The 21034-nt window shown below is 59.4% G+C and carries 20 protein-coding genes; 12 read left to right on the top strand and 8 right to left on the bottom strand.

Annotated features, from left to right (window positions below; all coding sequences use genetic code 11):
- Nucleotides 1–36 precede the first annotated feature (36 nt).
- The 3 genes from ACR0L4_RS13170 to ACR0L4_RS13160 form a co-directional block, all read right to left on the bottom strand.
- On the bottom strand, nucleotides 37–942 hold the full coding sequence (locus ACR0L4_RS13170; RefSeq protein ID WP_480513522.1) for a LysR substrate-binding domain-containing protein: 906 nt from the start codon (nucleotides 940–942) through the stop codon (nucleotides 37–39).
- 87 nt (nucleotides 943–1029) lie between these two features.
- Nucleotides 1030–3207 carry a Tex family protein gene (locus ACR0L4_RS13165; RefSeq protein ID WP_480513520.1) on the bottom strand — a complete coding sequence of 726 codons (2178 nt, stop codon included), beginning with the start codon at nucleotides 3205–3207 and terminating at the stop codon, nucleotides 1030–1032.
- Nucleotides 3208–3366: 159 nt separating this feature from the next.
- Complete coding sequence (locus ACR0L4_RS13160) at nucleotides 3367–4425, bottom strand: zinc ABC transporter substrate-binding protein (protein ID WP_480513518.1); 1059 nt, start codon at nucleotides 4423–4425, stop codon at nucleotides 3367–3369.
- 69 nt (nucleotides 4426–4494) lie between these two features.
- Between ACR0L4_RS13160 and ACR0L4_RS13155 the strand changes: the two genes are divergently transcribed.
- The 3 genes from ACR0L4_RS13155 to ACR0L4_RS13145 are packed head-to-tail and all read left to right on the top strand — an operon-like array spanning nucleotide 4495 to nucleotide 6538.
- The gene (locus ACR0L4_RS13155) at nucleotides 4495–4995 is read left to right on the top strand and encodes a transcriptional repressor (protein WP_480513516.1); all 501 of its coding nucleotides are present in this window, start codon (nucleotides 4495–4497) and stop codon (nucleotides 4993–4995) included.
- Between the two features lie 2 nt (nucleotides 4996–4997).
- A complete protein-coding gene (locus ACR0L4_RS13150; RefSeq protein WP_480513514.1) occupies nucleotides 4998–5744 on the top strand; it encodes a metal ABC transporter ATP-binding protein in 747 nt (248 codons plus the stop codon).
- A complete protein-coding gene (locus tag ACR0L4_RS13145) occupies nucleotides 5744–6538 on the top strand; it encodes a metal ABC transporter permease (RefSeq protein ID WP_170749790.1) in 795 nt (264 codons plus the stop codon). Before ACR0L4_RS13150 ends, ACR0L4_RS13145 begins: the two co-directional genes overlap by 1 nt.
- 111 nt (nucleotides 6539–6649) lie before the next feature.
- On the opposite strand, the gene ACR0L4_RS13140 is transcribed toward ACR0L4_RS13145, so the two are convergent.
- Genes ACR0L4_RS13140 through ACR0L4_RS13120 form a run of 5 tightly spaced genes read right to left on the bottom strand, consistent with a single transcriptional unit; the run spans nucleotide 6650 to nucleotide 9894 of the window.
- Nucleotides 6650–8005, bottom strand: coding sequence for a DUF4384 domain-containing protein (locus ACR0L4_RS13140; protein WP_480513512.1), 1356 nt, complete (start codon nucleotides 8003–8005; stop codon nucleotides 6650–6652).
- Complete coding sequence (locus ACR0L4_RS13135) at nucleotides 8002–8412, bottom strand: ExbD/TolR family protein (RefSeq protein ID WP_170749706.1); 411 nt, start codon at nucleotides 8410–8412, stop codon at nucleotides 8002–8004. Before ACR0L4_RS13135 ends, ACR0L4_RS13140 begins: the two co-directional genes overlap by 4 nt.
- Complete coding sequence (locus ACR0L4_RS13130) at nucleotides 8409–8843, bottom strand: ExbD/TolR family protein (protein ID WP_170749705.1); 435 nt, start codon at nucleotides 8841–8843, stop codon at nucleotides 8409–8411. The genes ACR0L4_RS13135 and ACR0L4_RS13130 overlap by 4 nt, the downstream gene beginning before the upstream one ends.
- A 10-nt stretch (nucleotides 8844–8853) precedes the next feature.
- Nucleotides 8854–9474, bottom strand: a complete 621-nt coding sequence (locus tag ACR0L4_RS13125) for a MotA/TolQ/ExbB proton channel family protein (protein WP_170749704.1) — start codon at nucleotides 9472–9474, stop codon at nucleotides 8854–8856.
- A 3-nt stretch (nucleotides 9475–9477) separates the two neighbouring features.
- Nucleotides 9478–9894, bottom strand: coding sequence for a hypothetical protein (locus ACR0L4_RS13120; protein WP_170749703.1), 417 nt, complete (start codon nucleotides 9892–9894; stop codon nucleotides 9478–9480).
- Between the two features lie 366 nt (nucleotides 9895–10260).
- On the opposite strand from ACR0L4_RS13120, the gene tssA reads away from it, so the two are divergent.
- From tssA to tssH, 9 genes are all read left to right on the top strand, one after another.
- A complete protein-coding gene (gene tssA, locus ACR0L4_RS13115) occupies nucleotides 10261–11295 on the top strand; it encodes a type VI secretion system protein TssA (RefSeq protein ID WP_170749702.1) in 1035 nt (344 codons plus the stop codon).
- Between the two features lie 67 nt (nucleotides 11296–11362).
- A complete protein-coding gene (tssB, locus tag ACR0L4_RS13110; protein ID WP_170749701.1) occupies nucleotides 11363–11878 on the top strand; it encodes a type VI secretion system contractile sheath small subunit in 516 nt (171 codons plus the stop codon).
- Between the two features lie 3 nt (nucleotides 11879–11881).
- Nucleotides 11882–13378: a type VI secretion system contractile sheath large subunit gene (tssC, locus tag ACR0L4_RS13105; RefSeq protein ID WP_170749700.1), complete on the top strand. Its 1497-nt coding sequence runs from the start codon at nucleotides 11882–11884 to the stop codon at nucleotides 13376–13378.
- A gap of 94 nt (nucleotides 13379–13472) precedes the next feature.
- Nucleotides 13473–13967: an Hcp family type VI secretion system effector gene (locus tag ACR0L4_RS13100; RefSeq protein ID WP_170749699.1), complete on the top strand. Its 495-nt coding sequence runs from the start codon at nucleotides 13473–13475 to the stop codon at nucleotides 13965–13967.
- Between the two features lie 79 nt (nucleotides 13968–14046).
- On the top strand, nucleotides 14047–14868 hold the full coding sequence (locus ACR0L4_RS13095) for a type VI secretion system accessory protein TagJ (RefSeq protein WP_480513507.1): 822 nt from the start codon (nucleotides 14047–14049) through the stop codon (nucleotides 14866–14868).
- Nucleotides 14861–15355, top strand: a complete 495-nt coding sequence (tssE, locus tag ACR0L4_RS13090; RefSeq protein WP_170749697.1) for a type VI secretion system baseplate subunit TssE — start codon at nucleotides 14861–14863, stop codon at nucleotides 15353–15355. Before ACR0L4_RS13095 ends, tssE begins: the two co-directional genes overlap by 8 nt.
- Nucleotides 15356–15360: 5 nt before the next feature.
- The gene (gene tssF / locus ACR0L4_RS13085) at nucleotides 15361–17238 is read left to right on the top strand and encodes a type VI secretion system baseplate subunit TssF (protein WP_480513505.1); all 1878 of its coding nucleotides are present in this window, start codon (nucleotides 15361–15363) and stop codon (nucleotides 17236–17238) included.
- Nucleotides 17202–18272 carry a type VI secretion system baseplate subunit TssG gene (gene tssG, locus ACR0L4_RS13080; RefSeq protein ID WP_170749695.1) on the top strand — a complete coding sequence of 357 codons (1071 nt, stop codon included), beginning with the start codon at nucleotides 17202–17204 and terminating at the stop codon, nucleotides 18270–18272. Before tssF ends, tssG begins: the two co-directional genes overlap by 37 nt.
- Nucleotides 18273–18274: 2 nt before the next feature.
- Nucleotides 18275–20998 (top strand): type VI secretion system ATPase TssH, encoded by a 2724-nt coding sequence (gene tssH, locus ACR0L4_RS13075; protein WP_170749694.1) that lies wholly within the window; start codon nucleotides 18275–18277, stop codon nucleotides 20996–20998.
- Nucleotides 20999–21034: the final 36 nt, after the last annotated feature.

Below are 21034 nucleotides of genomic sequence, written 5' to 3'. Positions count from 1 at the left end.
TCAATACCAGAAAAGCTCATCAACGATTGAGTGTGATTAAACCGAACCTCGATGCACTTCGTCAATAATCCAGCTTTTCAATGCCTGTGCATTGTCCGACAGCTGATCGTCCGCACGACCAACCAGGTAGAATTGATTGGGGGCTTGCAACTGATGGGTTCCAACCGCGACCAGCTTGCCCGAGGCCAGCAAGGGCTGGATCAGCCTGCGCCATCCCAGGACAAGCCCCGCCCCTTGGCTGGCCAGTTGCAAAGCAACGGAATAGCTGTTGACGCGCGCCTCGGTGGCGATGGGCTGGGTGCAGCCGAGATGCTGAAACCACTCGGGCCAGGTGGTCCAGCTCTGGTCCTCGCTGTCGAGATGGATCAACCGCTGCCGGGCAAGCGTGTCAAGATCAGCCCCGGCCAGATCCTGGGCCAGTCCAGAACCCGCGACCGGGATCAGCATGTCGCGGAAAAGGGGCGTGTGGGTCAGTTCCGAATTACTGTCACGCCCATATCGAATAAAGAAATCGATGTCCGGCCTGTCGCGAAAAGGGCGATCCTGTGAAAGTTGATTGACGTTCAAATCCGGCGTTTCCCGCCAAAACCGGATGAGGGACGGGGACAGCCACAGCGCGGCCACCGCCGTCGTCGAACCAACCGTGACCTTGCTGTTCGAACGCCGATCACGGATCGTTTCAAGGGTTTTGGAAATCCGACCAAAACTGGAGGACAGCGCGTCCAACAGGGCGCGGCCATCTTCCGTCAGATCGACACCGCGATGTTTGCGTTGAAAGAGTGGGGCACCCAGATCACCTTCCAACGCCTTGATCTGATGGCTGACGGCTCCGGGTGTCACCGAAAGCTCGGCCGCGGCGTCCTTGAAGCTCAGATGCCGCGCGGCGGTTTCGAAGGCGGACAGGGTCGCCAACGGGGGTAGATTGTAGTGGCGTCTGGACATGGCGGCGGGCTTTGTCGCTGAGTACAGTTGAGTAGGCGTCACGCGAATATGACGTGTTTCAACACCCAAAACCAGCCTTGTTTCGCGTCAGGATTGTCTGCGCTGCGCGCCGCCGTCCTTTCGCAGGCTCAATCCGATGCGCTTGCGCGGCACATCGACATCGACCACGCGCACTTTCACGACCTGACCGGTTTTGACCACCTCATGCGGGTCCTTGACGAAACGGTCCGCCAATTGGCTGACATGGACAAGCCCGTCCTGATGCACGCCGATATCCACAAACGCGCCAAACGCGGCCACGTTGGTCACTGTCCCCTCCAGAACCATGCCGGGTTTGAGGTCGGTAATCTCTTCGATGCCGTCCCGGAACGCGGCCGTGACAAAGCTGGGACGGGGATCGCGGCCGGGTTTTTCAAGCTCGGCAAAAATGTCTCGCACCGTCGGCAAGCCAAAGGTTTCATTGGCGAACTGTTCGGCCCGCAGACCCTTGAGCGCGCCATCGTGCCCCATGATCTGACGGATATCGCGACCACACGCCGCGACCACCCGTCGCGCCACATCATAGGCCTCGGGGTGTACCGAGGACGCATCAAGCGGCTCGGCACCATCCCGGATGCGCAGGAACCCGGCGCATTGCTCGAACGCGCGCGGGCCAAGGCGGTCGACTCTCAGCAGATCCTTGCGGGATTTAAACGCGCCATTGCGATCTCGGTGCTGCACGATGGACTCGGCCAGACCAGGCCCAAGGCCCGATACATGCGACAGCAGCGGGGCCGAAGCGGTGTTCAGATCGACACCGACGGCATTCACCACATCCTCGATGACCAACGCCAGCGATTGCGACAGGCGATGTTGATCGACATCGTGCTGGTATTGTCCAACGCCAATGGATTTGGGTTCGATCTTCACAAGCTCGGCCAGCGGGTCCTGCAGGCGGCGCGCGATCGAGACCGCCCCGCGCAAGGACACGTCCAGATCCGGGAATTCCCGCGCCGCCAGTTCCGAAGCGGAGTAAACCGAGGCCCCGGCTTCGGACACGACGGTTTTGGTGGGCGCCCTGACCGATTTGGGCAACAGACCAAGGGTCTCGGCGACCAGCCGTTCCGTTTCGCGACTGGCGGTGCCGTTGCCAATCGCAATCAGTTCGATCTTGTGGGCCGAGATCAGGTTCAGGATCGCGGCCTGTGCCCCTCGCAAATCATTCTTCGGCTGAAACGGGTACAGCGTATCCGTCGCCACCACCTTACCGGTTGCATCGACCACGGCGGCTTTGACACCGGTGCGAATGCCCGGGTCCAGCCCCAGTGTTGCGCGCGCACCAGCAGGGGCGGCGAACAGCACGTCCTTGAGATTGCGCGAAAACACCTGAATCGCCTCATCCTGCGCCCGGCGGCGCAGCTCTGCCATCAGTTCAACCATCATCGACAGTGACAGCTTGACCCGCCAGGTCCAGCCCGCCACCTTGCGCAACCAGGCATCGCCCGGACCGTCCCCACGCGTTTGCAGATGGGACGCAACGATCGTTTCGGCCCGCACTGCACCCGTATCGGGGTCCAGGGCGATATCCAGTGTGACGATCCCTTCCTTCGACGCGCGCAGCATCGCCAGTGCCCGGTGCGACGGGGTTGTCGCCCAAAGCTCGGTGTGGTCAAAATAGTCGCTGAACTTTGCGCCTTCTTTCTCTTTGCCATCCACGCACTTCGAAGACAGTAGCGCTTCGCGTTGCATGAAACTGCGCAGCTCACCCAGCAGGCGGGCGTTTTCGGTCAGCCGTTCCGCCACGATGTCCCGCGCGCCGTTCAGAGCGTCTTTGGCCGTGGGCACGGCCTCGGACAGATAGCCTTGCGCCAGCGTTTCAGGATCAGCGTTGCGGTCGGCCAGAATCGCATCAGCCAACCGCTCCAACCCGTTTTCGCGGGCAATCATCGCCTTGGTGCGTCGCTTGGGTTTGTAAGGCAGATAGATGTCTTCCAACTGCGCCTTGGTCTCGGCCTGAGCGATCGACTTTGCCAGATCCTCGGACAGCTTGCCCTGATCCTTGATGGATGACAGGATCGTGTCCCGCCGTGCCTCTAGCTCGCGCAAATACGTCAACCGCTCCGAGAGGGTCCGCAGCTGCGTATCATCCAAACCACCCGTCGCCTCTTTGCGGTAGCGCGCAACAAATGGCACCGTCGCGCCTTTGTCCAGCAGGTTTACTGCGGCCACGACCTGATCGGCACGTGCGTTGATTTCGGTAGCGATCGTGCGGGCGATACGGTCCAATGGGGCCTCCTGTTACCGGGTCGGAGGGACTTTTTAGACAGCTGTTTTGGGGATGGGAAGGGGATCAGCGCATTGCCGTGTAAATTCTCGAAACAAGCCGGAGAACGCGCGCTGAAAGTAGCGACCCGGTCGGACAGCCGACCGGGCGCTTTGCTCGGGCTAGAGGCACTCTGCCAGTGTGTCCGCCATATTGCGCAGTAGCTGTGGATAGAGTGCCGCACCGGGTTCGAGTTCGGCACCCAGCGGGTCGATCACACCGGTGTTTGCTTCGGACCCTTCCATGACGGTTTCGATCATGCCGGGATTGAACTGCGGTTCGGACAGAACGCACTTGATCCCTTGGTCTTTGATGCGCGTCTGGATTTCTGCAATTCGTGCCGGGCTTGGGTCTGACGCGTCGCTCAGGGAGATTGCCCCCGAGGCCGGGAAATCAAACGCGTCTTCGAAATACTGGTAGGCATCGTGAAAAACGACAAAGCTTCCGCCTTGAACAGGTGCCAGTTTTTCGGCGATCTCCTCCGACAAGGCACCCATTTCCTCACGCGCAGCGGCCGCGTTTGCGAAATAAGTTCCCGCATTGTCCGGATCGGCGGCAGATAATTGTGCCGCGATGACGTTCAGCCAGGTCTCGGCATTGGCAGGAGACAACCAGGCATGCGGGTCGTGTTCGCCATGGGCATGGTCGTGGTGATCGTCATGCCCATGATCGTCGTGCGCGTGCTCGTCTTCCTTGTCATGATCGTGGTCATGATCTTTATCCGCATGTTCGTCTTTGTGGTCGTCATGATCATCGTGGTCGTCGTGCCCATGGTCATCGTGATCATCGTGACCTTCTGCGCCACCGTGATCATGCGCTTCGAACAGAGCGTTTTCACGCAAGTCCAGCAAGACGGTTCCATCCGCTTCCGACAGCGTCGTGACGGTTGCACCATCAGCTAGTGTCGCGACGGCATTCTCCATCCAGGGGGTTAGATCGTCGCCGATCCAAAACACCAAATCCGCTTCCTGCAGGGCCGAGGCTTCGGACGGGCGCAGGTTGTATTCATGTGGTGATGCACCCGGTTGTACGATCAAACTGGGCTGGCCCACGCCGTCCATCACACGGGCAACAAGCGAATGGACCGGAGCGATGTCGACCGCCACATTGGGGGCATTCGCCATGGCCGTACCGCCCAACAAAGCGGCTGTAATCGAAATTGGAATGAGCTTTCTGGACATCAGACCCTCTGTGTGATTTTATAACATTATGCGGCGGCATATATGATATGGAATAACATGACAAGTAAGATGCAACCTGTTCCCGCAGACAATGCGGCCTTTTTGGGATTTCACACCCACGATCACGCCTCCTGCGTGGAAACAGGCCTAGGTGTTGCCGAAGACAGCTGCAGCGCGAAAGGGCTGCGCTTTACTCCGGTCCGCCGGAAAGCGCTGGAAGTGTTATTGCAAGAGCACAAGGCGCTTGGGGCTTATGCCATTCTGGACCGTCTGCGCGAGGCGGGGTTCGGCTCGCAGCCTCCGGTGGCATACCGTGCGCTGGATTTTCTGGTCGAGAACGGGTTCGCGCATAAAGTCGAACGCCTGAATGCCTTTGTCGCTTGCGCACATCCCGGGGCGACGCATTCCCCCGTATTTATGATCTGCCGGAGCTGTGACGCCGTGGCCGAAACGTCTTCGGCGCTGGACAGCGGTGCGCTTGGCGAAGCAGCGCGTGCTGTGGGTTTTGAAATCGAGCGTACTGTTGTAGAAGCCGAAGGTCTCTGCCCCGATTGCTCTGAGAAGGCCTAGCAATGTCCCTTGTCACCGTCGAAGACCTGAGCGTGCGCTACGGGGCCAATACCGTGTTGCGCAAGGTGGATATGACCATCGATCCTGGTGAAATCGTCACTATTGTCGGGCCGAACGGGTCGGGTAAGACCAGTTTGCTCAGGGCTATTATCGGGGCCACCAAGCCCGCGGCCGGGCGAATTGCGCGCAAACCAGGTTTGAAGATCGGGTACGTTCCGCAAAAGCTGCATATCGACCCGACCCTGCCCATATCCGTCGAACGGTTTATGCGTCTGACAAGCCGGGTCAGCCGGGCACGCTGCTCTGAGGTCCTTGAAACCGCAGGTGTGCCCGATCTTCTGGACCGGCAGATGTCGCAATTGTCCGGCGGGCAATTCCAGCGCGTTCTGCTGGCTCGGGCGCTCATCAACCGACCAGAGATTCTGCTACTGGACGAAGCAACACAAGGGCTGGATCAGCCGGGGTCAGCGGCGTTCTATCAGCAGATCGAGGCCGTGCGGCGCGAGACCGGCTGCGCCATATTGATGATCAGCCACGAATTGCACGTCGTCATGAGCGCGTCTGACAGGGTGGTTTGCCTCAATGGCCATGTCTGTTGCCAGGGATCGCCCGCCGTGGTTGCGTCCGCACCCGAATACCGGGCCCTGTTCGGTACTGGAACCGGGGGCGCGCTTGCGCTTTACCGACATGACCATGATCACCACCATGATCATGACCATGATCGCACCTCTCAGGAAGCCGCTGAATGATGCTGGATGATTTTATGACCCGCGCCACACTTGCCGGTATTGGTGTGGCATTTGCGGCGGCACCGTTGGGTTGCTTTGTCGTCTGGCGTCGTATGGCCTATTTCGGCGACGCAACGGCCCATGCCGCCATTCTGGGCGTCGCGTTGTCCCTGACCTTTCAGATGTCGATCTTCGCAGGTGCTTTGGCCGTTGCATTGGCGATGGCATTGACGGTGACGGTGTTGTCCAGTCGAGGATACGCGATGGATACGCTATTGGGCGTGCTGGCGCATTCGGCGCTGGCGTTTGGTCTTGTGGCGGTATCGTTCCTGTCCGGTGTGCGCATTGATTTGATGGCTTACCTGTTCGGTGACATCCTGGCTGTCTCACGGTCGGACCTGGCGGTGATCTGGGGTGGCGCAGCCCTGGTTGTTGCGCTGATTGGTTGGCGGTGGTCCCAGCTTTTGACCGCGACGTTGAACGAAGAGTTGGCCTATGCCAGCGGCTATGACCCCAAACGCGAACAGTTGATCCTGACCCTGTCGCTGGCGGTGACCGTAGCTGTCGCCATCAAGGTTGTCGGAGTATTGCTGATTGCGGCCCTGCTGATCATCCCGGCCGCTGCAGCACGCAGCTTGGCGCGGTCACCGGAGTCCATGGCACTGATTGCTGCCGCGATTGGCACGGTTTCGGCTGTGGCAGGATTGCGGGCGGCCTATGTGTTGGATACGCCCGCCGGTCCCTCAATTGTCTGTGTGGCCGCTATCCTGTTTGCCTGTTTCAGTCTGTTGGGATGGCAGGGCCAGAGGCACTAGCCTTGCCAAGGCCCGCAATTTAGCACGGGCGCAGAGCTTGTCATTTGATGTGGGCCCGGCCCATCCTGATCCTCATTCAGCGCGACAGGGTGTGTGTTTTTTCTGGCGCGCCTATTGCTCGGAAGTGGTGATGAAAAAGTAGACCCATTCGCCTTTGAATTCCGGATCAGCAGCGCGGGCGGCGGACACGCGATCCTTGAGAAAATCTAGATAGGGTGCTGCGGGTTCCACCAATGGACGGTCCCCAGGATACAGCTGTGCCGAGGCCGCAAAGGCCACTGCAATTTCCTGCCCGAAAGGTGGTCCGATCGTGATGAACAGGCCCGGGTCCCCTCGGGTCTCGGCCCCAATTCTCAACTCGGACTTGGCGGGTGTTCGGGACAGCGGCACCGAGGCATTTGGGCTGAGGTGGATCACCTGTCCCTCGGCGTCGAAATAGTCGACATATATATAGGCGTCATAGTCAGCGCCGGTCAGTTCCAGCACAAGTTGTTGTCCGTTGGTGTAACGAAACTCGCGGGTATGAATGTCTTCTCCGACCAAAAGCGGGTTGGTGATCTGATCCGTGGATTGGGGAAGGCCGACATCGGCAATCCCGCTGAGCGCCCCGCATTGCGGACGCGGAAGGATCAGCAGGTTATCCGCAACCTGAATATTGGCCCCCATCTGTGCCTGTAGCGCCGATAGAACGGGCGCGCGCAGGCCGTCTTCCGGGATATGACCGATCAGGTCCAGCGTATTGGTCTGGGGTCGGAACTGCACCTGCAGCCGCGAACAGGGCACCTGCGCCAATAGCCCGTCTATTCCGTCGCGCAGATCCTCAGCGGCTTGTCCGGCGTCTTCGGGGCGCATGAAGCTTTGGAAGGCGGCGAGGCTTACGGGATCAATCGGGGCGTCGTCGCCAGCCGAGAACACGTCGGACGCCTTTGCCCTTGGCACATCCGGCACCGTCTGGGTGAGGGCGACCGGCTGTGCCTGAACAGCGATTGCCGTGTCGGTTGTGGGCGTGGCCAATGCGATCGGCTGAGTCGGAACGCTGCCCGATGCCAATACGGCGGCAGGCAGCGCCGATGAGGCGACGGCCACAGCACTGGCTTGTTCGGCAACCAGTGCCTGGGCTTGACCCTGCCCGGCAAGCAGCGTCTGCGTTCGCGCCGCAGCCTGATCGGTGAGATCCACGCCAATGGTCGCCGCGTCCAGTGCGGTAGCAAGACTTTGCGGAATGGTCCCTTGATCCAGACGTGCGCCGGTTGGGTCTTTTTCCGGCACAGCCTCAGTGTCCGGCTGGGCTTCGTTGGCCGTGCTTTGTGTGACCTGATGCGCCGAGAGCTGCATGCGGGTCTCAGGCACGGGCTGTTCGACTACCGGGTCGGGTTCGGTCGACCACAACAGAACCACCCCGGCCCCGGCATGAATTGCGACAGAGCAAAACAGGGCGCCTCCCCATATCAGCGGTGTGCGACTCACCGAACCGGACCCGGCGGTGTGACAACCAGCACGACATCCCGCGCGCCCATGGCCTCGAACCGGGCAATCAACGGCAATACGTCGCGCAGGGCGGCATCTTGATGGGCATTGATACGGATGAGCACATCCGGTTGTTCTGACAAAGCGGCTTGGACCGATTGTTCGATCTCGCCGGGTGCAAGTTCTGTTCCGTCCAGGGCCAATTGACCGTCGGCCCCGACCGACATGGTCAACCCGCCCGCGGGCATATCCGCCCCGGTCTGTGAAACCGGCGGAGCAACGTCAAACGGGGCGGTGGCGTCCATCCGACCGATCAGCATGAAAAAGACCAGCAAGAAAAAGACGACATCAATCAGCGCGATGATTGTCTCCGGATGATGGCGCTGGGCAGGGCGGGTGATCTTCACGGGCGAGGCTCCAGCCGCACAACACGCATATTCGTCACGCCCGCGCGGGTGACGGCGTCCATCACCGTAACCAGGGCCTGCATCCGTGCGCTGCCGGTGGGCAGCAGGACAACCGGCGTGGCAGGGGCTTGGGCCAATCGGTCAGAGAGAAGCACCTCCAGCGCCTCAAAGGTGAGCGTCTGGCCTCGGTAGTGCGGCGCCCCATCCGCACCAATGCGGATGAGCAAAGCGGTTGCCGGGGTGGATTCGTTGGACACCTCGGTCGGGGCCGGGCGGTCTGATTGCGCCAGCGCCGGGATCATGTCCAGGTTCAGATAAGTAGACGTCACCATGAAGAACACCAGCAAGATCAGCATCACATCGATCATCGGCACCAGCGAGATCAAGGGCCGCGTCGGTGTGCGTCTGTTCAGGCTGAGCTCCTCAGACATGTGCGTCCCCCTATTGTGTGCCGCGTTCCTCGATGACCATGAGCTGTCCGATGGCGTTTTCGATTGCCTGCGCGCCTGCTTCGGCCCGGCCCGACAGCAGCGAAGCACCGACAGCGGCGGGAATCGCGACAAGCAATCCGGCGGCGGTGGTCAGCAAGGCCTGCCAGATCCCACCCGCCAGGACCGAGGCATTGGCTGCACCCTGCGCCAGCTCGAGTTCCTGAAAGGACTGAATCATTCCGGTGACAGTGCCCAGCAGTCCCAGCAGAGGTGAGATCATCGCGATCAATTCCAGCACACGTATCCAGGTGTTCATCGCCGCAAATTCCAGATTGCCGCGCCGTGTCAGTTCTGCCAGCAGGGCCGGCCCCTTGAACCCGTCGATCAGTGCCTGCATGGCATAGCCGCAGACCCGGTCGGCCGGAGATTTCCCCGCCGCCACCGCAGCCTGAGCAGGTTTCCGGTCTCCCTTGGACCATTGCACCAAAGCCGCATCGCGGGTCGCCCTTCCGGCCCGGACCGCGGCCAGTTGGATGGTCTTGACCACGATCAGCGTCAATGACAGCAGTGAAAGTGCGGCGAGAAGTGCGATGATTGGACCGCCAGCGCCCAGAGTCTCGAACCCGAACATGATCTATTGCGCCAGGGTTGCTGTGGTTTTGCTGTCCAGCGCCAACAGCGGGAAGCAATCCAGTGGTTCGGCGTTCTGCGGTTTGCAGGCGGGCAGGTCGTGCAACAGAATCTCGGATATGTTCGAGCAGTCGATGTCAGGGATTTCGAACAGCTTCAGCACCGTGCGCTGAACCGGCAACGGGGCCGCATCGATGGACAGCAACCGGTCGATCACGCCATTGCTGTCAAGGATGGCCAACGACATCTCGAATTCTTCAAAACTGTTGTCGGTCTGGTTCCGAAACAAAAAGAAAGCGCGGCATCCGCCGGTTTCGGCAGGTTCGAATTTGTTCAGTTCGACGGCAAGGCGACCATCGTCTGCTTGCGCCGTGGCAGCCATCAGTATCAGAGCGGTAGCACCGAATATGGTCTTTCTCATTTTCTTTCCCCTGCGGCCTGTTTCTGCAGCCACGACCGGTATTCCGGCCGCGCTGGCTCAGCCCTGATCATTGCAGCATCAGCAGGTACCCGGGAAGACAAAATTTCAGCTCATCTCATTTGCGCGATCTTGTCGGCACATATCGAATTCAAACAGTCGGTACGACGTTTGCGAAAAACATGTATAATGGATTTGACATTGGATGCTCTATGCGGCTGATTAACCACACAAGCAGCAGACTAAATGCTAAATGTTTGCCTGTCTCGCGATCATGTGAACTAATTCATACACAGGTGGCGGACGCTAGGGTAAGCGAAGCAACAAGAACAACAAGCTGCGATTGAACAGGACGGTATTAGGGACATTATGGATCTTTCATCTTATCTGGAACCCAGAGACGACGAGCCTCCTAGCGGAGAGAATCTGGAATACGATCCGGCCTTTACTGATCTTGAGATCGCGGCCCAGCCCGGCGAAGAACGCCAGATGGGCGACGAGGTTGTGGCCGCCGAAGAACAGGATTGGAAAGATGTTCACGACAAGGCGCTGGCCGTCATGGACAAAAGCCATGACGTGCGCGCGGCGATCTATCTGGCCGAAGCTGTTCTGCACACCAAGGGTCTACCTGAGTTTGCAAGTGCTATCGGATATGTGAAATCCCTTCTGGAAGAGTTCTGGGATAGCTGTCATCCCGAACTGGATGAGGATGACGGGGACGCAACGATGCGCATCAATGCGGTGCGCGGACTGGCGTCGTCTGACCGGATGGTGCGCGCATTGCGCCGCACGGCTTTGACCGACAGTCGCATGTTCGGGCGCATGACCTTGCGCCATTTGGATGTGGCCGAGGGTCGGATCAACATGCCGGCGGATCTGGATGATGCGCCGGATGCGACAAGCGTCGCAGCCGCCTTCAAGGACACCGAGGAAGAGGTGCTTGAGGCCAACAGTGATGCAATTGCGTCTGCACTGGATGATGTGGCTGCAATCGACGCGGTGTTCAGCGACAAGACACCCGGTGAAGGCCCCGACCTTGAACCGCTGACAGAGGCTCTCAAAAGCATCAAGAAGGCATTGTCCAGCTATGCCGATGTCGGCGAAGCGGATGAAGACGATGCCAGTGACGATATGGTCTCGGACAGCGCGCCTGCGGGGGCTGCGTCCGCTGGCCCTTCTGGTGGCGGGGCGATCAATACACCCGAAGACGTTACCCGGATGCTTGACCGGATCATGGACTACTATGCGCGGTGCGAGCCTTCAAGCCCGCTGCCCATTCTGCTGGAACGCGCCAAGCGCCTTGTTAATGCCGATTTTCTGACGATTATCGAGGACATGGCGAAGGACGGTCTGGATGAGGTGCGCCAGATTGGCGGCATTAAAGAAGACGACGACGAGTTTTGATCCGCTTTGGCCACGGCCGGATAGCGGATTTTAGATAAACACTGATGGATGAATCGAGGAGCATCAGATGGCTGACAGTTCACAAAAATTTATAGCCCGGAACAGGGCTCCGAGGGTTCAGATCGAATATGATGTTGAGCTCTATGGGGCTGAAAAAAAGGTGCAGCTGCCCTTCGTCATGGGCGTCATGAGCGACCTGGCCGGGAAATCCGAGGTCGAACAGCCCGCAGTGGCGGACCGCAAGTTCCTGGAGATCGATGTCGACAATTTCGACGACCGGATGAAGTCGATGGCCCCCCGTGCTGCGTTCACCGTACCCAACACGTTGACGGGCGAGGGCAATCTGGCCGTCGATATCACGTTCGAAAGCATGGATGATTTCAGCCCGGCAGCCATTGCGGCAAAGGTTGAACCGCTCAAGGAACTGCTGGATGCGCGCACGCAGCTATCCAACCTGATGACATATATGGACGGCAAAACCGGGGCCGAGGATCTGATTTCCAAGATCATGCAGGACCCGTCGCTGCTGAAGACATTGGCAGCCCAGCCCAAGCCGGGCAGTGACGCCGCCGAGGAGGAGTAAAAGATGGCCGAAGAAGAAGCCAAGGTAGAAGCCGCCGAAGGCGCAACAGCATTTGGGTCCTCGGAATTCGAAGCGCTGCTGACCAAAGAGTTCCGCCCAAAATCAGATCAGGCGAAAACGGCTGTTGAAAGCGCCGTCAAAACGCTGGCCGAACAGGCGCTGGCCAATACCGGCCTGATTTCGGACGACGCGCTGCGGTCGATCGAGGGCATTATCGCCGAGATCGACAAGAAGCTGACCGAACAGGTCAACCTGATCCTGCACCACGCCGAGTTCCAGCAGATGGAAAGCGCGTGGCGTGGTCTGCATTATCTGGTGAACAACAGCGAAACCGACGAGATGTTGAAAATCCGCGTGATGAACATCTCGAAAAAGGACATGCACAAGACCCTGCGCAAGTTCAAAGGAACGGCATGGGATCAGTCGCCGATCTTCAAGAAGCTCTATGAAGAAGAGTTCGGTCAATTTGGTGGTGAACCCTATGGTTCGCTGGTGGCTGATTATCATTTCGACCACAGCCCGCAGGATATCGAGCTGCTGGGCGAGATGTCCAAGATCGCAGCCGCGGCCCATGCTCCGCTGATCACTGGTGCCAAGCCCAGCCTGTTCCAGATGGACAGCTGGTCGGAACTGGCCAACCCGCGTGATCTGACCAAGATCTTCCAGACACCGGAATATGCCGCATGGCGTTCGCTGCGTGACAGCGAAGACGCCAAATATGTCGGTCTGGCAATGCCGCGCTTCCTGGGTCGTATGCCTTACGGGTCCAAGACCGAACCGGTCGAGGAGTTTGCGTTTGAGGAAGATACAACTGGTGCAAACAGCGACAGTTATAGCTGGGTCAACGCGGCCTACGGTATGGCGGTGAACATCAACCGGTCCTTCAAGGAATATGGCTGGTGCTCGCGTATTCGCGGTGTGGAAAGTGGTGGTACGGTCGAAGGCCTGCCAGCGCATACTTTCCCAACCGACGATGGCGGCGTGGACATGAAATGCCCGACCGAGATCGCAATCTCGGACCGTCGCGAGGCTGAGCTGGCCAAAAACGGCATGATGCCTCTGATCCACCGCAAGAACAGCGATTCGGCGACCTTTATTGGCGCGCAGTCTCTGCACAAACCAGCGGAATATGATGACGCGGATGCCACTGCGAACGCCAATCTGGCCGCGCGGTTGCCATATCTGTTCGCGACCTGCCGATTCGCGCATTACCTCAAATGTATGGTGCGTGACAAAGTCGGGTCGTTCAAAAGCCGTCAGGATATGGAATCCTGGCTGCAGGGCTGGATCAACCAATACGTGGACTTCAACGCCGATATTTCGGCCGAAGCGGAAAAAGCACGCAAACCTCTGGCCTCTGCCGAAGTGGTTGTCGAGGATGTGGAAGGGAACCCGGGCTACTACACGTCCAAGTTCTTCCTGCGCCCGCACTATCAATTGGAAGGCCTGTCGGTCTCGTTGCGTCTTGTGTCGAAACTTCCGTCCGAAAAAGCGGGATAAAAGTCGAAAAAAACCGGCGGCGTGTGATGTGTTTCACTGCCGCCGGGATGGCCCCCCGGTAAAACGGATTTAGAAATCACAGAGGAAGACAAAAATGGAAAACGTATTTGTAGAAATGGACTTCCCCGGCGAAGCACGGGAAAAGCAGCACAACAACTGGATCGCGGTAAAGTCGATCTCGTGGGAGGTTGCACGGACCCTGGACATGTCCGACATGGGCACCACCCAGCGCGGGTATGCCAACGCCAATTTCGGCAAGGTCACGCTGGAAACCGAGTTGAGCAAAGCCTCGGCAAAGCTCATGACCTATGTCGCGTCGGGCAAATCGAATTCGGAAATGACAATCCACATGTGCCGGGCCGGTGACGACGAGAAGAAAGGCATGGAACCCTATCTGATCATCAAGCTGCGCGACGCAATTGTTGACAGCTACTCGGTCAGCGGTGGTGAAGACTCGATCCCGTCGGAAAGCTGGACCGTCGCGTATCGCGGTATCTCGATCAAGTACAAGATTGCCGACTTCAAGACCGGCAAGCTCAGCGACTGCAACGAGTTCCTGTGGAATCTGGAAACCGGCGACGTCAGCTAAGGTTTCGACAGTGTTTGGTCCCGGTGGCTGCGGCTGCCGGGGCTTCGCCTTTTCTCCATCCTGACTGCGTGAGGGTTACATGACGCCGGAAGAGCATCTTAAATCAGGCGATCTGGCGGCCACATTGGCCACTCTGCAAGACAAGATCCGTGCCAATCCCGCAGATGCCAAGCTGCGGATTTTTCTGTTTCAGCTGCTCTGTGTCATGGGCGACTGGAAACGCGCGATCACCCAGTTGAAACTGAGCGCGGAAATGGACGAAGCGGCCACGATGATGGCCAAAACCTACCGCGAGGCCATCATCTGCGAAGTGTATCGCGAAAAGGTATTTGCCGGGGAGAAAACCCCGATGATTTTTGGTGAACCCCAGGAATGGCTGGCGCATCTGATCGAGGCCCAAAAGCTGACCGCAGGGGGGCATTTCGATCAGGCCGCCGAATTGCGCGGAAAAGCCTTTGACGCGGCGCCGACAACATCGGGCTCAGTCAATGGCGAGGCATTCGAATGGATCGCCGATGCCGATATGCGGCTGGGTCCGGTCCTCGAAATCATTGTGAATGGCCGCTATTTCTGGCTGCCATTTTCGCAGATTGTACGAATTGAAATCGAAGCCCCAAGTGACCTGCGCGATGCGGTTTGGACAGCCTGCACATTGACCGTCGCCAGCGGCGGGGAAATCGCGGCGCTGATCCCGACGCGCTATGCCGGGTCAACGGAACTGGGTGATGATGCTGCACGCCTGGCACGGGCGACCAGTTGGGTCGATGCCGGGGGCGAGACCTTCGTGGGGCTGGGTCAACGGTTGTTGACCACGGATAAATCCGACGTTGCGCTGCTGGACATTCGCGAACTGGTTCTGGACGTGGCTGTCGAGGCCGGGGAAACGGCGGGAGATGGCTGAGAAGACGCTTGCCGAACGCCTGCAGCCTTCGCTTCTCGATCGATTGACCGATGATGCACCGGATCAGATCAAAGAGGGGCGGGATGCCCGTGTGATTGATGTCGGGCGCTTGCGCGAAATCATTCAGCGCGATCTGTCCATGTTGCTAAACACAACAGATCAGTCAGACTTGATTGATGAGGACGTCTATCCGTATGCGTCCAAATCTGTTCTGAACTATGGCATCCGTCAGACATCGGGGTCGTTCTCAACGGTGCGACAGGCGCAGCGCATTCAGAAGTCCATCGCTGAGTCCATCGAAGTGTTCGAACCCCGAATCGTGAAAGGCTCGGTCGCTGTCGATCTGCGTTCAGAACAGCAATCGGGCGAGATGCATGTGGAATATGACATCCGTGCGGTGATGTGGGCGCAGCCCATGCCCCTGGAACTGTATCTGCGCAGCCGGGTCGATGTGACCACTGGCGAAGTCGCGATTGAGCGGAGCTAGGCGCGATGGATACACGGCTGCTGAAACACTATGAGACGGAATTGGCTTTCCTGCGCGAGATGGGGGCCGAGTTTGCCAATGCCTATCCCAAAATCGCCTCGCGCTTGGGGATGGAGGGGATCGAGGTCGTCGACCCCTATGTGGAGCGTCTGCTGGAAGGCAGCGCGTTTCTGGCCGCTCGGGTTCAGTTGGAACTGGACATGCAGTTCCCGACCTTCACCTCGAACCTGCTAGAGATCGTCTACCCACACTATCTGGCCCCGACGCCTTCGATGATGGTTGCGCAGTTGGAACCTGATATCGGAAATGCCGCGCTGAAAGAGGGCTACCCAATTCCCCGAGGGACCACGCTGCGCGCTCGGCTTGCCGAGGGCGAGCAGACGGCTTGTGAATTTACGACCTCCTCTGACCTTACCTTGTGGCCGATCGAGATCACCGAGGCCGAATACATTGATGGTCGGGGTGAACTGGTGGCTGCGGGTGTTGCGCGCGACACGGATGCCCGCGCGGGCATCCGATTGCGTCTGAACCGCACCGATGGCGAGCCGATGGCCGAGCTTGGCATGGACAGTCTCGTGCTGCATCTGGATACCCAAAGTGGCAAGGCGTGGGCCTTGCACGAACTATTGGCCACACAATGCGTAGGGCTGACGGGTCGCTCGACGGATCGCCGCGCCGACTGGACCACGCGGCTGGCGCATGCAGATGTGGTGCCAAAAGGGTTCGAGCCGGATGAGGCCTTGTTGCCGACCCCGCGCCAATCCTTTGATGGGTACCGTCTGTTGCAGGAATATTTCGCGATGCCGGAACGTTTCCTGTTTGTGGAACTGACCGGTCTGCGCCCCGCGCTTGAACAATCCGCAGGCACGGATGTGGACATTTACATCCTGTTGCAGGAGGGAATGCGTGATGTTGCCCCCGCGGTGACGCCTGCGGCCTTTGCCCTGAATACGGTGCCCGCCGTGAACCTGTTCCACCGGCGGTGTGACCGGGTTCATATCACGCAGATGGACACGCAGCACCATGTCGTGCCCAACCGGACAGCGGGTTTGGACTATGAGATTTTTGCGATCGAACGCGTCACCGGCATTCAGTCCGAGGAAGAGGGCGACATCCCTTTCCGCCCCTTCTACAGCGACACAGACCTGACGGCAGCTGGCGACAATCATGCTGCCTACTACACGATCAAACGCCGGATGCGGCAGCGCAATGAAAAAGAGCGGCTGCGCGGCGTGCGCACCTCTTACCTGGGATCAGAGGTCTATCTGACCCTTGTTGACCGGGCGCAGGCCCCGTATCCGGGATCGCTGGACCAATTGGCCGTCGAAGCGCTTTGTTCCAACCGAGACTTGCCCTTGTTGCTGGCGGCAGGTGGCGAAGATGTGTTCCACCTGCCAGACGGTGGACCGGTCAAAACAATCCGAACCCCTGTCACGCCGACGCGACCCCATGCGACGTTGGCGCAAGGTGATGCGGCGTGGAAGCTGATCAGTCACCTAAGCCTCAACTACCTCTCGATTGCTGGTGACGGCAAAGAGGGTGGGGCGGGCGCTCTGCGCGAATTGCTTGGTATCTATGCACCGCTCGGCAATCGCGTGACCGAAAAACAGCTTGAAGGCGTTGTGTCCGTCACCAGCCGTCCGATCGTGCGCCGCATGAGTGATGAGGTGCTCAGCACTGCGGTTCGCGGATTGGAGATCACGCTGGGCTTTGACGAAAGCTTCTACGAAGGCACCAGCATCTACGTGTTGGGTGCTGTGTTGGAACGGTTCTTCCGAAAATACACGACAATCAACAGTTTTACGGAAACGGTTCTGAAAACCGAACGACGAGGAGAGATTGCCAGATGGCAACCGGCGGCCGGCCTGGGCAGGATCATCTGAGCCTGCTTGCCGCTCTGGCGGCCAACCCTGAAAGACATCACGTCTTTCAGGCCCTGCGGGTGATCGAAGCACATTATGGGGATGCGCCACGGCTGGGTGAATCGCGCCGCCCGCGCGAGGATCGCGTGCGTCTGGGGCAGGATGTCTCGCTGGCGTTTCCGCCCAACACCCTGACGCGGTTCGAACCTGCGACGGACACGGCCCCGGGCAAGCTCAACAACCTGTTCTTTGGCTTCTTCGGTCCGCAGGGCCCGTTGCCTTTGCACCTGACCGAATTCGCCCGCGACCGGCAGCGCAATCACCGCGACCCGACCTTTGTCGCCTTCGCGGATATGCTGACTCATCGGATGATGAGCTTGCTCTACCGCGCCTGGGCAGCGGCAGAACCCGCGCCCAGTTTTGATCGCGGCGATGATCCGTTTGAACAACGGGTGGCGGCCCTGGCCGGATTCAAGGGCGCTGATTTTGGTGACCGCGATGCGATGCCCGATATGCTGCGCCGCTTTTTTGCGGGGCATCTGGGGTCGGGAACCAAAACGGTCGAGGGCCTGATTGCGATCCTGTCGGACTACTTTGGTGTCGAGGCGCATGTACAGCAATTCGTGGGCTCGTGGTTGGAGCTGGAGCCGGATGACACGTGGCAGTTGGGTGCGCCCGCGCGACTGGGACAGTCGACCAGCATTGGCAATCGTGTCTGGTCGCGCTCGGCCAAGTTCCGCATTCGGATCGGTCCCTTGTCGCTTGAGGATTACAAACGTCTTCTGCCCGGCGGCGTGTCGCAGCAGCGGATGGAATCGATCCTGCGCACCTATGCGGGCGACACGTTGGATTGGGAAGTCAATCTGGTGCTGTCCGGCGACGAGGTTCCGCGCGCATCATTGGGCGGGACGACTCAGTTGGGCCAGACCAGCTGGGTGCGCACCCGCGATGACCCTGAAACAGATCGCCCCGATGCGGACGATCTGATCCTGTACCCGGGATATGTATCACAAGAATTCGAGGCCGAGGAACTGGCCCACAGCGAGAGGTATTGAAGATGACGGAAATCAGCCGTGTGTCGCTATTCGGCAAGCTGAACAAGCTGGGCTATCAGGCCATCGAAGGGGCCACCGTGTTCTGCAAGATGCGGGGAAATCCGTATGTCGAGATTCAGCATTGGCTGCATCAGATCCTGAACGGGCAGGACAGCGACATTCACCGTATCATTCAGCACTATGATCTGGACCCCGGCAAGATCGCGTCGGAACTGACACGCAGTCTGGACATGCTGCCGCGCGGGGCGTCTTCGATCTCGGACCTCAGCGATCACCTGATGGACGCGATGGAGCGGGGATGGGTTTGGGGCTCGCTGCTTTATTCCGACAGCAAAGTGCGCACGGGTTATCTGATTTTGGGCATGCTCAAAACGCCCGCGCTGCGCAACATTCTGGCCAGCATGTCGCCGGAACTGGCCACAATCGGCGCTGATGATCTGGCGGATAGTTTTGCGGAAGCCACCGATGGCTCGCCCGAGGATACGCTGGGCGCGCAGGACGGCTCGAACGTGGGCGGTGGCGCAGAACCCGGCGAGGCCAGTGGCGCAATGGCCCCCGGCGCGATGGGCAAGGGCGAGGCGCTGGAACAGTTCTGCACCGACCTGACCGAACAGGCCCGCAATGGTGAGATTGATCCCATCGTGGGTCGCGATGAGGAAATCCGTCAGATCGTTGACGTTCTGATGCGCCGTCGCCAGAACAACCCGATCCTGACGGGTGAGGCCGGAGTGGGTAAGACCGCCGTGGTCGAAGGCTTTGCCCTGCGGATCGCGCGTGGTGATGTGCCACCGGCGCTGAAGGATGTGCGCCTGCTGGTGCTGGATGTGGGCTTGTTGCAGGCGGGTGCGTCCATGAAGGGCGAGTTCGAAAACCGTCTGCGTCAGGTGATTGACGAAGTGCAGGCCAGCCCGACGCCGATTGTGATGTTTGTCGATGAAACGCACACTCTGGTCGGGGCAGGCGGGGCTGCCGGAACCGGCGACGCGGCCAATCTGCTGAAACCGGCGCTGGCGCGTGGCACGCTGCGTACGATCGGCGCAACCACCTGGGCGGAATACAAGAAATACATCGAAAAAGACCCGGCCCTGACCCGGCGCTTCCAGGTCGTGCATGTCGAGGAACCCGACATCCCAAAGGCGGTTTTGATGATGCGCGGTATCGCCTCGATGCTTGAAAAACACCACCGCGTGCAGGTTTTGGACGAAGGGATCGAGGCCGCGGTGACACTGTCCGCGCGTTACATTCCAGCGCGACAGTTGCCGGATAAGTCGGTCAGCTTGTTGGATACGGCTTGTGCACGGGTTGCAGTGTCTCAGCATGCGGTTCCTGCCGAGGTCGATGACAGCCAACGCCGGATTGAGGCGCTGACGACCGAGTTGGAGATCATCGAACGCGATGAGACCGCAGGCTATGACGTAGCGGACCGACGCGAGGCCGTGAATGCCGCGAAAGAGGCCGAAGAGGCGCGGCTGCAAGAACTCACCGGGCGGTGGGAGGCCGAGAAGAAGGTCGTCGAAGAAATTCTCGACTTGCGGGCCAAGCTGCGCGCAGGAGGGCAGGAGGTCGAAGGTACCGGTACCGTCGAAGGCGAAGCCGCGACCGAGGAAGCACCGGAGACCGAGGCACAATCCATCGACCGCGCCGCTTTGCTGGCAGACTTGAAGGCCAAGAACGCCGAACTGGAAGAGTTGCAAGGCGATAGCCCGCTGATCCTGCCGATCGTCGACCATCAGGCCGTGGCCAGCGTGGTCGGCGACTGGACCGGCATCCCGGTCGGTCGCATGGTCAAGGACGAAATCGAAACCATTCTGAACCTCGAAGAACGTTTGGCCAAACGGGTCATCGGTCAGGACCACGCGATGAAGATGATCGCCAAGCGGGTTCAGACCAGCCGCGCGGGGCTCGACAACCCCAACAAGCCAATCGGTGTTTTCATGCTGGCGGGCACCAGCGGCGTCGGCAAAACCGAAACTGCTCTGGCGTTGGCCGAGGTTCTGTATGGTGGCGAACAGAACGTCATCACCATTAACATGTCCGAGTACCAGGAGGCGCACACCGTCAGCAGCCTCAAAGGCGCCCCTCCGGGCTATGTCGGCTATGGCGAAGGTGGTGTGCTGACCGAAGCGGTGCGGCGCAAACCGTATTCGGTGGTTCTGCTGGATGAGGTCGAAAAGGCCCACCCGGATGTGCACGAGATCTTTTTCCAGGTCTTCGACAAGGGCGTCATGGAGGATGGCGAAGGCCGTGTGATCGACTTCAAGAACACGCTGATTCTGCTGACGTCCAATGTCGGCACCGAGATGATCATGGACATGTGCGCCGATCCGGACTTGATGCCGGACCCCGAAGGCATGGCCAAGGCCCTGCGCGATCCGCTGTTGAAGGTCTTCCCGCCGGCGCTGTTGGGCCGGTTGGTGACGATCCCCTACTACCCGCTGAGCCCGGATATGCTGGGCGAAATAACCAAACTGCAACTGGGCCGCATCCAGAAACGGGTCCAACAGGCCCATGGCGTGCCATTCGAATATGGTGATGACGTGGTGGATGAAATCGTCAACCGCTGTCAGGAACTCGACAGTGGTGGCCGCATGATCGACGCCATCGTCACCAATACGATGCTGCCGGATATCTCGGCGGAGTTCTTAAAACGTATGATGCAAGGCGAAGAAGTTTCAAAAGTCGTAATCAATGTCACAGACGGCGACTTCACTTATGGGTTTGACTGAGTGTGACCTGATTCAACGGGCAATTGAACGACAGCA

It is taken from the genome of Ruegeria sp. AB5 (assembly GCF_056542645.1).
This window is presented reverse-complemented; position numbering and strand designations above follow the sequence as displayed.